The 12,689-nt window shown below is 68.5% G+C and carries 12 protein-coding genes; 8 read left to right on the top strand and 4 right to left on the bottom strand.

All coding sequences use genetic code 11. The features are described from left to right. The first annotated feature begins 118 nt into the window (after positions 1–118). Positions 119–700, top strand: coding sequence for a TetR/AcrR family transcriptional regulator (locus SSP08S_RS16995; protein ID WP_019068808.1), 582 nt, complete (start codon positions 119–121; stop codon positions 698–700). A gap of 300 nt (positions 701–1,000) precedes the next feature. Here SSP08S_RS16995 and SSP08S_RS16990 read toward each other — a convergent pair whose 3' ends face one another. Beyond that, the gene (locus SSP08S_RS16990) at positions 1,001–1,702 is read right to left on the bottom strand and encodes a siderophore-interacting protein (protein ID WP_043259496.1); all 702 of its coding nucleotides are present in this window, start codon (positions 1,700–1,702) and stop codon (positions 1,001–1,003) included. Between the two features lie 135 nt (positions 1,703–1,837). Between SSP08S_RS16990 and SSP08S_RS58195 the strand changes: the two genes are divergently transcribed. The 3 genes from SSP08S_RS58195 to SSP08S_RS55395 all read left to right on the top strand — a co-directional run bounded on the left by SSP08S_RS58195 (position 1,838) and on the right by SSP08S_RS55395 (position 3,424). Continuing rightward, positions 1,838–2,419 carry a TetR/AcrR family transcriptional regulator gene (locus SSP08S_RS58195; protein ID WP_078532437.1) on the top strand — a complete coding sequence of 194 codons (582 nt, stop codon included), beginning with the start codon at positions 1,838–1,840 and terminating at the stop codon, positions 2,417–2,419. A 91-nt stretch (positions 2,420–2,510) separates the two neighbouring features. Continuing rightward, on the top strand, positions 2,511–2,729 hold the full coding sequence (locus tag SSP08S_RS63040) for a hypothetical protein (protein WP_218006650.1): 219 nt from the start codon (positions 2,511–2,513) through the stop codon (positions 2,727–2,729). Further along, positions 2,726–3,424 (top strand): Rossmann-fold NAD(P)-binding domain-containing protein, encoded by a 699-nt coding sequence (locus tag SSP08S_RS55395; RefSeq protein WP_019068805.1) that lies wholly within the window; start codon positions 2,726–2,728, stop codon positions 3,422–3,424. Before SSP08S_RS63040 ends, SSP08S_RS55395 begins: the two co-directional genes overlap by 4 nt. 338 nt (positions 3,425–3,762) lie before the next feature. Here SSP08S_RS55395 and SSP08S_RS63400 read toward each other — a convergent pair whose 3' ends face one another. Next, the gene (locus SSP08S_RS63400) at positions 3,763–4,308 is read right to left on the bottom strand and encodes a hypothetical protein (protein WP_019068804.1); all 546 of its coding nucleotides are present in this window, start codon (positions 4,306–4,308) and stop codon (positions 3,763–3,765) included. Positions 4,309–4,940: 632 nt separating this feature from the next. Between SSP08S_RS63400 and SSP08S_RS16970 the strand changes: the two genes are divergently transcribed. The 4 genes from SSP08S_RS16970 to SSP08S_RS59305 all read left to right on the top strand — a co-directional run bounded on the left by SSP08S_RS16970 (position 4,941) and on the right by SSP08S_RS59305 (position 9,848). Further along, positions 4,941–5,204, top strand: coding sequence for a helix-turn-helix transcriptional regulator (locus tag SSP08S_RS16970; RefSeq protein WP_019068803.1), 264 nt, complete (start codon positions 4,941–4,943; stop codon positions 5,202–5,204). A 168-nt stretch (positions 5,205–5,372) separates the two neighbouring features. Then, the gene (locus tag SSP08S_RS63395; protein ID WP_228049386.1) at positions 5,373–6,296 is read left to right on the top strand and encodes a DUF6083 domain-containing protein; all 924 of its coding nucleotides are present in this window, start codon (positions 5,373–5,375) and stop codon (positions 6,294–6,296) included. After that, complete coding sequence (locus SSP08S_RS16965; RefSeq protein WP_019068802.1) at positions 6,293–7,762, top strand: UvrD-helicase domain-containing protein; 1,470 nt, start codon at positions 6,293–6,295, stop codon at positions 7,760–7,762. Before SSP08S_RS63395 ends, SSP08S_RS16965 begins: the two co-directional genes overlap by 4 nt. A gap of 142 nt (positions 7,763–7,904) precedes the next feature. Beyond that, complete coding sequence (locus SSP08S_RS59305; RefSeq protein WP_102133353.1) at positions 7,905–9,848, top strand: TniQ family protein; 1,944 nt, start codon at positions 7,905–7,907, stop codon at positions 9,846–9,848. A 260-nt stretch (positions 9,849–10,108) separates the two neighbouring features. On the opposite strand, the gene SSP08S_RS16955 is transcribed toward SSP08S_RS59305, so the two are convergent. After that, complete coding sequence (locus SSP08S_RS16955) at positions 10,109–11,299, bottom strand: polyamine ABC transporter substrate-binding protein (protein WP_019068800.1); 1,191 nt, start codon at positions 11,297–11,299, stop codon at positions 10,109–10,111. A gap of 109 nt (positions 11,300–11,408) precedes the next feature. Beyond that, positions 11,409–12,689 carry a sensor histidine kinase gene (locus tag SSP08S_RS16950; RefSeq protein WP_078532435.1) on the bottom strand — a complete coding sequence of 427 codons (1,281 nt, stop codon included), beginning with the start codon at positions 12,687–12,689 and terminating at the stop codon, positions 11,409–11,411.

Raw genomic sequence — 12,689 nt, 5'->3', positions numbered from 1 at the left:
CGGCGCCGTCGGCCGGTTACAGTGAAACTAAGCGGACAACCGTCCGGTACCGAGGGAAAGTAGCGGACTGCTGTCCGGTTATCAAGTGCAGGGTCGGGTACGCCCGGGAGGAGGACGAGTGGAACCGAAGAGCGGGGCGCCTCAGCGCTCGGACGCACAACGCAATCGAGAGCGCATCCTCGCGGCGGCGTTGACCGAGCTGTCCTTGTTCGCGGACGCACCACTCAGCCTGATCGCCAAAAGAGCGGGAGTCGGGCAGGGGACGCTGTACAGACACTTCCCCAGCCGCGAAGCGCTCGTTCTCGAAGTCCACCAGCGCGAGGTGCAGCACCTCGCCGAAAGCGCGCCCCAGCTTCTGCTCAACGGAAGCCCCGATGAGGCCCTGCGCGAGTGGATGAGCCGTCTCGCATACTTCGCCACGGCCAGGGCCGGCCTGGCCGACGCGCTGCGCCAGGCCATCAGCGCGACGGGAGGCCCGGCGAAACCCGGATACTCCGTGGTCGTCGATGCGATCGAACTCCTCATCAAGGCCAACCACGAGGCCGGCACGATCCGCCCGAACATGACCACCGACGACTTCATCCTCGCCATTGCCGGCGTCTGGCAGATCAACGGCCGCGAGGACTGGCGGACCCGGTCCTGCCGCCTTCTGGACCTCGTGATGGATGGCCTGCGCGCGGGGGCACCCGGGCCGCGGTGAGGGTCCGCGGACCTGGGCACGTCGATGCCTGCGGCCTCGTCGGACGACGCGCCCCCGCAAACGCCGTAGCCCACCGATGGGCTCTTGGCCCCGAGGACGCAGGCGCGAGCTTCTCGTCACCACCAGCCGGGACAGGACGCTCGGCTCGTCCCGCCCCAGCCGCGGCAAGAAGCACTCAGCCTGGACCTCCCGAAGGCCGCGCACAGGCCGCGATCATGACGTACGACGCCAGCCTCGGCCGGGCCGGGCCACAGCCGCGCCCAGCAGGACGAAGCCGAAGAAGATCGTCGACCGAGCCGGTCAGTCCATTCCTCGGCGGCCCGGGGTCCAGAAGGGTTTGACCACGATGTCGCGGCGCGACCAACCGCGGTCGTTGAGCAGGTGGCGTTTGACGGCTTGGCAGGTCTTCGCCTCACCGGCGATGTAGGCGACGGTTCCCGGTATGAGCCCTTGCAGGGACGCGACGGCCTCCACCAGCCGTTCCGAGTCGAAAGCAGAGGCCGTGCCACGCTCGACCCACTCCACGTCGCCCTCGATCGGAAGCCGGTCGGCGGGATCGCCCGCCTCCACCACAACCCGGCCCCGCCCGCCCAAGGACCGCACCATCGCACCGAAGGCCACCGAGGCGGTCTCCTCGCCGACGAACAGGTGGTCCGGCGCACCCTCCCGCACGGTGAACCTGCCTTCAGGCGCCTTGAACATCACCGGAGCCCCCGGCTCGACCTCCTTGGCCCACCGCGCGCCGGGGCCCTCACCGTGCTCGAACACCCGGAGTTCCAGCGCGTCGCCGTCGTAGTCCCAGACGGTGTAGGTGCGCAGCAGGTCGCGCGGGGACCGCAAGGACAGCTCCCCCACCTGCACCCGCACATGGTGACCCGGCTTCCATTCGAGTCCACCCACCCCTTCCAGCCGGACGCGCCGCCATCGGCCCCCGACACTCTCGGCCGCGGTGGCGGTTCCCCGCACCAGCAGTCGCTCCAATACCCACTCGCTGCGTCCCATCACAAACCTCTCTCGTCATATCGGTGGACAAGGTCACGCGGCTTTCCGGGCGCCGGGCGAATGACCGCGCCGAGCGGCACGTTCCCAGACACTCACGAATTGCACTATCAACCATAGCGTGCAAAACTTGCACTCATGACCAAAAGTGCAAGCTCCCTGAATCGGAAGCGGACCGCCGCCCGGATCACGCAATGTGCGCAGAGCCTGGCCGAGGAGCGCGGGATCGACGGGTTCACGATGGACGACGTCGCCGAATGCGCCGGCGTCTCGCGGCGGACCCTGTTCAACTACGCTGCGGGAAAGCTGGACGCCGTCCTCGGAGCCCCACCGACCCCCGACCCGTCGAGGCTCGTAGAGTTCCGGGCCGGCGGCCCCACCGGCCGCCTCTCCGACGACATCAAGGCAGTCGTCGCGGCAGTCCTGGACAGCAAGGACGCCTCGGCCGAGGAAGCGGAACGGGTCCGGCGGCTGATCGCCTCGGACCCCCGGCTCCACAGAGCGATGCAGGACAAGTTCGCCAACTTCGCTACATTCCTCGCCGACGCACTGATGGAGCGCGAAGGTCCGGACTTCGACCCGCTGCGAGCGCGGGTCGCCGCCACGGTGACGTTGTCGCTCTTCGACGTCGCACTCGAGGCGTACGTCGCCGACCCGAGCACCACACTCGCCGACCACTACCTGGCCGCCTTCGACGGCGCGGCCGCTCTCTTCCACTGATCTCTCGGGCACGCGCTGTCACCGGCCGCCTCGCGCGCCCGGAAATTGCTGCCCGAGACACCCGAAAGCAACTCCTCACGAAAGGCATGACATGTCCCACAACTCTTCGCTCAACAGCCCTCGCGTCGTGGTGATGACCGGCGCCACCTCCCGCATCGGTGCCGCCGCACTCCAGCACATCGCAGGTGAGCCCGACACCCAGGTCATCGTGGGAGCACGCGGTTCCGGCGCACCGTCCCCGCCGGTGTCGAGACGATCCCGCTGGATCTCACCTACCTCGGCAGCGTCCGCGAGTTCGCCGACGCCGTGACGCGACGGCTCGGAGGCAGGGCCATCGACGCGTTGGTCCTCAACGCCGGCACCCAGTCCAGGAATCTGGACGGGCGGACGGCCGACGGCTTCGAGACCACCTTCGGCGTCAACCACTTGGCCCACTACCTGCTCGCGCCCCAACTCGCCGACAAGGCACGGCTGATCCTGACCACCAGCGACACCCACGATCCGGCGATCACACCCCTGGCGCCCAAGAGCCTCGACCCGCAGGCCCTCGCCCACCCGCCCAAGGCCGGACTCGGAGCCGGCATGCGCGCCTACGCCGCCTCAAAGCTGTGCAACCTGCGCACGGCCCGCTCTCTCGCCGACATCCCTGAGCTCGATACTCGCGGGATCACGGTGCTGGGGTACAACCCGGGCTTCACCGGCGGCACCAATCTCGGCGATGCGAGCCCGGGAGCGCGGCGGGTCATGAGCGCCGTGGTGTTCCCTGTCTTCTCCGTGATCGGCCGGTTCAAGCCCGCCTACGCCATGGGCAGGCCCGAGCGGGCCGGCCAGGTGCTCGCCGAACTCGCGACCAAAACCATCACGCCCCCGGCGGGCCGTACGTACGTCTCCTTGGTGAAGGGCGAGGTCACCTACCCGGACCCCTCGGAGCTCGCCCTCAACAACAGTGTCCGCGACGGCCTCTGGGAGCAGAGCGCCACCATGGTCGGGCTCGCACAGACCTGAGAGGTGCGTGCGTGCGCCCCCTGCGGCTACGAGCTGAAATCCCGACTGCGGAGACGCGACCCCGCCGCGTCAGAAACTGCCAGGACACTGCCAGGCCCGGAGAATCGGCTGTACAGAAGGCCGTTCCCACGATCCCAGCACGGGGGGTCTGGCTCTAGGTAAGAGCAGCGAGCGAGCAGCGCGGATTCGCGCCTGCCTGCACAACCACGAGCCTGCATCGTCACCCCCAGGTGACGGATCACGGGCGTACAAACTGCGCATGAACCGACGGCCCTCGGCCGAAAAGGTTCACCCGCCGCCGACACCGCGAGCTCCTGATCGACGGGACTCCAGGCAGGTCAGCACGGCCTGCAGGTCCAGCGCACCTCATCGGTTGCTGGATCAAGCTGCCAGCGATCAAGTGCGCCCACCCGAGCGAGTTGGTCAAGCAGGGTGGCCGCCGCAACGGAGGAGATGCCTGCAGTCCGGGTGAGGTGAATGATCTCGATGCTGCCCCGGCCGTGATCATCGGTGCATGCGGCAATTTGCAGAGCCACCAGGCGGGCGACGGCCCTCTGTCGCCGTACGGCCGGACGGCATGTCTGACGCAGCGCCCAGTCGGCGGCTTGAGCGCGGGCGCGCCGGCCGGGGACCTGGGTGAGCACCGAGGGGTCGAGCAGGTCGAAGCGGCGGAACCGCTGCGCCGAAGGATCGGGACGCAGCCAGGCGGCTTGTTCCAACTCGTGCCAGATGACGTGCAGATGCCCCAAGCGCATGCTGCGCATGAGCCCGTCCGCGAGCGCGACGCTCCCCTCGCCGTCGACACGAAGCGCGCACTGTAGCGCGATCAAGCGAGCGGCGGCACTGGTACAAGCCGGGAGGGCGGCCGCGAGGTAAGCGAGCATTTCCCGCACTCGGGTGGCCGACGGCAGTCCCGGACTCGTCGCGGCTCGCTGTGGCCGGACGCAGCCATCGCCTTCCCCGGGTACGGCCATGTCCGTGGCGGTGTCGGGGACCACTGCCGCGTAGGGAATTGCCCGGGCGCACGCGGTACAAGCGTCGGCCAGGCGCCAGTTGCGTCCGGCCCGGTCGCGGGCGAGCACAAGCCGGATGGGGCCGGCGCAGCCTCGATGCCGGGGATGCCAGCGGCATTCCCGCTGCCGACACTGGCACGTACGAAGATGTCCGGCGAGCGCGTCACCTCGCGCATGGGCCGCGAGATGCCGTAGGGCGTCGGACTTCGCCGCGGACGCCTGCAGCGAGACGGCCCTGGGCGCACAGCGCGGACACACGAGCAGCGGGCCGCCCGCCCGCGGCCGAAGCTCCACGGTCCACACCCGGGGGACCGCTGTGTGCAGGGAGAGCCTCATCGCTCTCGCTCTCCTCCTGTCCAAGGACTTGACATTGCGGGGCACGCGAAGGCCAGGCGCACCACTGCATCGCAGCGGCTCGCCCCCGGCAAACATCACCCCTTCCCTAGCAAATAGTGCAGAAGTCTGCACTGACGGGGCAGGGGTCTGCACCGTCGGATGGTGGGGTGACGATCTTCCCGCCCGACCCGAACCTCGACGCCTTGCGTGTCCAGCTCGCGCGGTTGAGGAGCGAGCGCGGGTGGACCTTCGACGAACTCGCCGACCGCAGCGGCCTCGCCCGGCGCACCCTCATCGACCTTGAGCACGGCCGTACCACCGGAAAGATCACCACATGGCACGCCTTGGCTCACGCCTTCGGCCTGCCCATCGATCAGTTGCTGGAACCGCTCTGCGAGGGCCACGAACCACCCAGCACCGTGGGCTCCTGACCGGCCGCTTCGCGAGAGAAGACCCGCCCGGTGATTCACCCGAACGGAAACCTGATATCGAACATGCGCGCCACTAGTCGCACGCCTGCCGTATCCGGTGAGCCATTCGCATGACCTGAGGCGGCCGCAGTGCCATGGTGCGGCGTGCAGCCTGGCACGTTGCTCGCCATGCAACCGCACGACTTCGCCCACCGCTGGGACAGCGCCGCCCCCGCAGTCCCTCGTCGCCGCCTGCGCGTCGCCACCTCCAGCCCCAGCCGTCTCCTGCGCCAGGGACAGAGCCGTAGGTGCCGAGAGTGCGGCAATCGCGTCGACTGGTATCCGCGCGCTGATCACCGGCCGATCGGACTGCATCCCTACGAGCTGCCCACCTGCCCGGTCCCCATCGCCTGTCACTGGCATCTGAGCGGCGGCATCGCCTACCGTGGCGCCGACTCCGCGTGGTGCCGCATCCCGCACGCCGCCGTCTGCCCACGGCGCGCTCCGGACAGCAACCTCACTCCCACCCTTACGGAACTACGGCGCCGCCTGGCCGTGCTCACCCGCCGCCGGATCGACGCGGGACTCTTCACCCCGCCACCCCCTGTCACATGCCCGACCACGGCGCAGCCGGATGAGCGGCCGGTGTTGCCGATCGTGGAGATCCTGCGCATCCGCTACCTCGCCGAGCAGCCCCTTGAGGAGCTGCGGTGCGTGTCCCAAACTCGCCGTGGCCACCGCTGCCCCCACCCGGTCCTGGACCCAGCCGCCCCGGGCGGCGTCTGGAGCTCGGCCGCCATCTCTTCGGGAACAGGTCAACTCGCTCTGCCGACGGACCATTTGGTCCTATACGACCTGAATGGCGTGCCGTATGCGGAGCAGCTGCGGTGGCGAACACAGCGCTGCCCCGCCCACATGGCGGCGAATACCGCCCCCGACCTCGCACTGGCCGGATGGCAGGTCTTCGACCCGCTCACCCACCACACCCACATCCGCACCAGTCTCCCCGACTCGCCCCCGTCTCTCCGGGGCCCTGAGGCCGACTCGACTGGGCCGCTCCCGTCTCCCACCCGCCGACGCACAACGTGCCGTGGACGAGGACGAAACCGTTGAACCCCACTGACGAGCAAACTGCCGCCGCGGACGCCTTCCACGCCGGCGACCACGTGGCACTGCAGGCCGGCGCGGGCACCGGCAAGACCAGCACGCTCGCGCTGCTCGCCCGCTCCACCCAGCGCCGCGGCCGCTACCTCGCCTACAACCGCGCCATCGCCCACGACGCCCGCGCCCGCTTTCCCTCCACCGTCACTTGCAAGACGGCCCACGCCCTCGCTTATGCCGCCGTCGGCCACCGCTACACGCGCCGCCTGAACGCTCCACGGCGCCCCGCCTGGCAGACCGGTCACGCCCTCGGCCTCTCCGAACCCCTCCAGATCGGCCACCGCAAGGTGTCCCAACGGACCCTCTCCAACGCCGCTTTGCGCACCGTCTCCCGCTTCTGTCACACCTCTGACCTCACGATCAGCCACCGGCACGTCCCGCGGCTCCGGGGACTCGATGACGACGATCTGCACTCCGAACTCGCCGAGCACCTCCTGCCGTTCGCCCGAAGGGCATGGATGGACCTGCAGCACTTCGACGACGGAGCCGTCCGTTTCGACCATGACCACTACCTCAAGATCTGGGCGCTCACCCGACCCCGGATCGAAACCGACTTCCTTCTCCTGGACGAGGCCCAGGACACCAACCCCGTCGTCGAACAGGTCTTCCTGGCTCAGCGCGACCACGCCCAGCTCGTCATGGTCGGCGACTCCGCCCAAGCCATCTATCACTGGCGCGGCGCCAAGGACGTCATGGCCGGATTCGAGGGCACTCAGCTCACCCTCACGCAGTCCTTCCGGTTCGGTCCCCGTCTCGCCGCCGAGGCGAACCGCTGGCTCGCCTTCGCCAACGCCCCACTACGCCTGACGGGAACCGACACCGTCCCCACCGAACTCGGACCCGTCCTCCGACCTGATGCCGTGCTGTGCCGCACTAACGTCGGGGCCATGACCCACGTCATGCGACTCATGGCGTCGGGCGGCAGGGTTGCCCTCGCCGGAGGCGGCCAGAGCCTGCAGTCCCTGGCGCAGGCAGCACGCGACCTCAAGGAGGGCCGCCGCACGCACCACCCCGAACTCCTGCTCTTCACTACTTGGGGCGAGCTCCAGGACTACGCCGCGTACGACCCCAGCGGCCGAGACCTGCAGCCTTTCGTCGACCTCGTCGACACCCACGGTCCCGATGCCATCCTGGCGGCGGTGGCCCGCCTCGCCCCGGAGGAGACCGCGGAGGTGACGGTGTCCACCGCGCACAAAGCCAAAGGCCGGGAATGGGGGTCGGTGACGATCGCCGACGACTTCGAACCCCCAGCTCCCGACGATCCTGGCGACGAGCAGTCGGACACACGTCAGATCGACGAGAGCGAGGCACGCCTGGCCTATGTCGCCGTGACCCGAACATGCCAGCGCCTCGACCTCGGAGGGCTGTCCTGGGTCACCAATCAGACGGCCGTGACAACTCGACAGGAAACTGGCTGACGTCCACCATCCGGACCCCGACGAACATCCGACGCCCTGAAACACTCCGGACCGAGTGAATTGAGAGCATTGCGATCACGCTCGCCCCCGCCCTGCACTACGCTCCGCGAGGATCCACACCCACAGCGATGAGGTTGCCATCGTGACCGACATACGCGACGGGCATCGCCGACTCGCCCGAAGCCTCGCCCCGTTACCGGAGGAGTCCCTGCCTGGCTTCCTCCTACGCCTGTCCCACCGGTTGGGTTGCTCGCCCACCCGCATCGCAGAGTTGGGCGGGTTGAGCAGTTATAGGCGGCACGTTCCTGCTCGCTACCTCTTGGACCTGCCGGAAGATCTGACACTGCAATTCGCCTGGGTGGCTCGGCTCAGCACCCATGAGGTCAAGTCGCTCACGCTGCAGCACTTCGCGGCGGCTCATCCCGTATTGCGCTCCCATCCGCATTCGGCGTCTCGTGCCAACGCGTTGACCTCCGTGGACTGGGGCATGAACGCGGCGAGCCGGTATTGCCCCGCATGTCTGCGCGGTGACGGCAGTTCCATTCAGCGGGAATTCGGCGGAGCTTGGAAACTGAGATGGCACCTGCCGTTCTCCTTCGCCTGCACCAGGCACGATCGCCTGCTCTCCGATACATGCCCCGACTGCCGTCAGCCGCTCAATGGCCTTGCCGACCGGCGTTTGAGCTTGGTCCAACGACCTCGAGTCCCTGGCGCACATCCAGCCGCGTGCCGCCATGCGGCCGTCGCTGGGGGCAACATCTACCGCGGCCGCTTCCCCACCTTCTGCGGAACTCGCCTGGACGCCAGCACCGAACCCGCCCTACCAAGCCTCACCTCGACCGAACGAGCGCTCTTAATCGATCTACAGCAACGGCTGGACGCCGACCTCCACTCCGACGGCAGCGCAGCCATCCCGGACCTGGTGCTCGTCACCCACCTCATCAAGTTGAGCTGGCCGCTCGGCACCTCACTACTTCCGACCGCCCCTCTCACCGAACTGCTGGACAGGCACCTCTCGCCCATCACTCAACTGCTCCACGAACAACCCGGCCCCGCCCCTGCCGGTTCCAAGAAGCTCACGGGAGTACGAACACCACCCACCGACCCCGGCGAATGCGCCGCACTCCTGCTGGCGGCCGACGCAGCCCTTGCCAACCGCGATCTGTCCTCGCTACGCGAGCGCCTCCGCCCACTGGCACAGGAGGCGCGCCAGCGCGCTCCGGGCTACATCGGCAATGTCGTCCGGGCCAGCGAGCACGTCTCGCCGGACCTGCTGCGGGCCATCGCGTGGCGCGCACACGGATATCAGCGACACTCAAGGCTGCGGCAACAAAAAGCGAGCCACCGCTACACGATCGAAGAGATCCCCTCGTTTTTGCCCAAGGAATGGTTCGACACCAACTTCGCGGAGTTGATGCATCGAATGAACACCCCCGATGCCCGGCTCGCCTATTCCTTGAGACGGGCTTCATCCCTACAGCTCGCCCAGTTCATCACCGGAGAAACGTGGCCATGTTGTGCACCGCAGATCGGAATTCCACCCGGCTACGCCGCAAAACTCCTCGCTTCCACTGGAAAACGACTCGACAGAGCAGGCCTCTGGCTGGAGTTCGAAAACCGCGTCAGAGCCGTCGCCTGTCAACTGGATGCCAGCGGAACTCGAGTCAACTATGCCCGCAGGCGGCAGAGGATGGCCGACTGGCATCTCCCCGATCAACACTGGGATGCCATCTGCCGCGGCGTTCCGCGCTTCCGGTCCGCGCACTACGGACATAACCCAGGTGTTGGAGAAGTCCTCGTGTGGTGCAATGTCACCCAGGGTGAACGCGCCCTCAGCCCTTTGGTACGGGCGCTCCGCGAGGACAACAAGTCCATGGCCGAGAACGTCGTCGCCCGAGCAGGGGTCTTCCACGGTCAGCTACACACACCTCGTCGACTCTTGCGCCTCCGTCTCGACCGTTACGCCTCCTTGCTGTCCCAGGCTTGCGACCTGCAGAAACCCTTGGACATCGACATCGACGAGATCGCCGCTACTCCTGCCATATCGATGCCTCAGGTATCCCAGGGTCCGACGCCGCTCCCCTGAACTCTCTACGCGACGCATGCGAGATAAACCTGCGACCATCGCACGGCGCTTCCGCTCGACATAGCCGTCGCAGCCGCGGAAGGAACGGCCATCCGCGCCTCAAACTCTGCAGCCTCGCCCCGACATAACAGCAGTTCAAAGCCCAGTCAGCAGCATCACTGAGAGATCTGCAGCGCCGCCGACGAACGTTGACCTCAGTGCCAACTATCCCTCTTTTGTGCCAACTAAAAATCCTCGTCACAGGGCAGGACGCGCCCCCCCTACAACCCCACGATCTTGTTCCACTCCTTCGCGAACTCCACCCGTTCCGTCGACGTGATGTCGCGGGCGATGGCGAGGTGCTTGCGCATGGTCGCGTCCGGGAAGATCAGGGGGTTTTCGGCGAGGGCCGCGGTGTCCTTGTCCTTGGAGGACGCGAGGACGTCCTGGGCGGCGGGGACGGGGCAGACGTAGTTGACCCAGGCGGCGAGTTCGGCGGCGACCTCGGGGTCGTAGTAGTAGTCGACCAGCTTTTCGGCGTTGATCTTGTGGCGGGCCAGGTCGGGGATCATCAGGGAGTCCGCCCAGAGCTCGGCGCCCTCCTCGGGGACGACGAAGCGGATGTCCGGGTTGTCGGCCTGGAGCTGGATCACGTCGCCGGAGTACGCCTGACAGGCCAGGACGTCGCCGCTGACCAGGTCCTTGGTGTAGTCGTTGCCGGTGAAGCGGCGGATCTGCTTCCTGCTGATCTGGGTCTGGACCTGGTCGCACACCTTGTGGAAGTCGGCGGCGGTCCACTTGGTGATGTCGACGCCGTTGCCCTGCATCAGCAGCGCGAACGCCTCGTCGAGCCCGGAGAGCAGCGTGACCCGGCCCTTGAGGTCGCTCGCCCACAGGTCGGAGACGTGCCGGATCTCGCGGCCGAGCTTGCGGTGGTTGTACGCGATGCCGGTGATGCCCGACTGCCACGGCACCGTGTAGCGGCGGCCCGGGTCGAAGGCCGGCGAGCTGAGCTGCGGGTCGAGGTACTTCGCCACGTTGGGCTGCGCCGCCCGGTCCATCCGCTGGACCCAGCCGAGGCGGACGAACCGCGCGCACATCCAGTCGCTCATGACGATCAGGTCGCGGCCGGTCTGCTGGTGGTTCATCAGGGCCGGGCTGATCTTGCCGAAGAACTCGTCGTTGTCGTTGATCTCCTCGATGTAGTCGACGGAGATCCCGGTGCGCTTCTCGAAGGCGTCGAGCGTGGGCCGCCTGGTCTCGTCGTTGTCATCGGTGTCGATGTACAGCGGCCAGTTCGCCCAGGTCAGCCGCTTGTCCGTGGCTGACAGATCGGCACCGGCACGGTCGCCCGCCTTCACATAGGCGGCGGGCACACCGCATCCGGCGAGGGCGCCGAGCGCGGCGGCGGAGCCGACCCCGCGCAGCAGGGAGCGGCGGGAGGGCGCGTACGGCTTCGGAGTCTTGGGCACCCGCGCAGCATGACGCGCCGACCTGGGTCCGATCAATGGACGCTGCGTCCAGCGGCTCCCCGCGGACCCGACACCTTGTCGATCGGTTGTCTGTGAAGTAACCGCCAGTTCACACGGCCGGTGCGGCGTGCGCCGGGCTCGGGTGCTCCGCCGGGGCGTACGGCGGGACGTACGGCGGCAGGCTCACCTCCACCACAAGCCCGCCCTGCGGCCGGGTCCGCGCCCGTACCCGTCCGCCGTGCGCGGCGACGACCGCCGCCACGATGGACATCCCGAGACCGAGCCCTTCCCGCCTGCCGTCCCGCTTCCCGACGCGTTCCGCGCCCAGTCTCCGGAACGGCTGGAACAGTCCCGCGGCCTGGTCGGCCGCAATCACCGGCCCGCTGTTCTCGATCCGCAGCCCGGGCCGCCCCCGCGCGTCCAGCCCGGTCCACACGCTCACCCAACTCCCCTCCCCCGCCGGGAGGTTGTGCCGTACGGCGTTGTCGGTGAGGTTGACGACCAGCCGCTCGACGAGCTGCGGATCACCGAGGACGGGAGCGGATTCGAGCCGGGCCCGCACGGACAGCTCCACACCTCGCAACCGCTCCGCCACGACCGTGGCGAGATCCACGAACTCCCTTGTCTCGAGCCCGCGTTGACTGCGCGCCAGCGTCAACAGCGCGTCGATCAGCCGCTCCTGCTCCTGCCCGGCCGCCCGCACCCGGGCCAGCGCCGCGCGCAGCACCGGCGCCGGTGCGTCTACGTCGGCGAGGGTGACGTCCACGATGGTCTGCTGGAGCGTGAGCGGGGTGCGCAGTTCGTGCGAGGCGTTGGCGACGAACTGCTTCTGCGCCTCGAACGCGCCCTCCAGCCTTGCCAGTACGGCGTCGAAGGTGTCCGCCACCGCCTTCAACTCGTCGTCCGGGCCGGGTACCGCGAGCCGTTCGTGCAGGTTGTCGGCGGAGATCCGGCGCGCCGAGGCCGTCATCGCGCGCAGCGGCGACAGCACCCGGCCGGCCATCAGCCAGCCCAGCGCGAGCGAGGCCAGCGCCATCACCGCGAGCGCGACACAGGCCTCGACGAGCAGTTGGTGCCGCTGGTCCGCGCGAACGGCGGCGACCACTGCGGTGACGGTCGGCCCGGCGTCCGCACCGGGTACCCCGCTCACCAGCCGGGGCCCCTCGAAGGTGGTGGCGGCCTGCCCAGCACTGTTGTGCGCGTACAGGAGATAGGTGAACGCCAGCAACAGCGCCCCGGCCACCACGAACAGCGAGCTGTAGAGCAGGGTCAGCCGCCACCGAACCGTCCGCGGCCCACGCAGCCGCATCCCCCGCACGACCGCCCGGGCCCCCACCGAACCCGACAGCCGGCCACCCACCCGTGGTGCCGTCTGCCCCCTCGCGCTCAT

The organism is Streptomyces hokutonensis, from assembly GCF_000376565.1.
GTDB classification, from domain to species: Bacteria; Actinomycetota; Actinomycetes; order Streptomycetales; family Streptomycetaceae; genus Streptomyces; species Streptomyces hokutonensis.
Note: the sequence above shows the minus strand (reverse complement) of the source record. Positions and strands in the feature narration are given on the sequence as shown.

Excerpts from the sequence above, each read along its gene's own strand:
- SSP08S_RS16990 (WP_043259496.1), bottom strand. The coding sequence starts at position 1,702 with ATGGGACGCAGCGAGTGGGTATTGGAGCGACTGCTGGTGCGGGGAACC.
- SSP08S_RS58195 (WP_078532437.1), top strand. The coding sequence starts at position 1,838 with ATGACCAAAAGTGCAAGCTCCCTGAATCGGAAGCGGACCGCCGCCCGG.
- SSP08S_RS63040 (WP_218006650.1), top strand. The coding sequence starts at position 2,511 with ATGTCCCACAACTCTTCGCTCAACAGCCCTCGCGTCGTGGTGATGACC.
- SSP08S_RS63400 (WP_019068804.1), bottom strand. The coding sequence starts at position 4,308 with ATGCTCGCTTACCTCGCGGCCGCCCTCCCGGCTTGTACCAGTGCCGCC.
- SSP08S_RS63395 (WP_228049386.1), top strand. The coding sequence starts at position 5,373 with ATGCAACCGCACGACTTCGCCCACCGCTGGGACAGCGCCGCCCCCGCA.
- SSP08S_RS16950 (WP_078532435.1), bottom strand. The coding sequence starts at position 12,689 with ATGAGCGCGAGGGGGCAGACGGCACCACGGGTGGGTGGCCGGCTGTCG.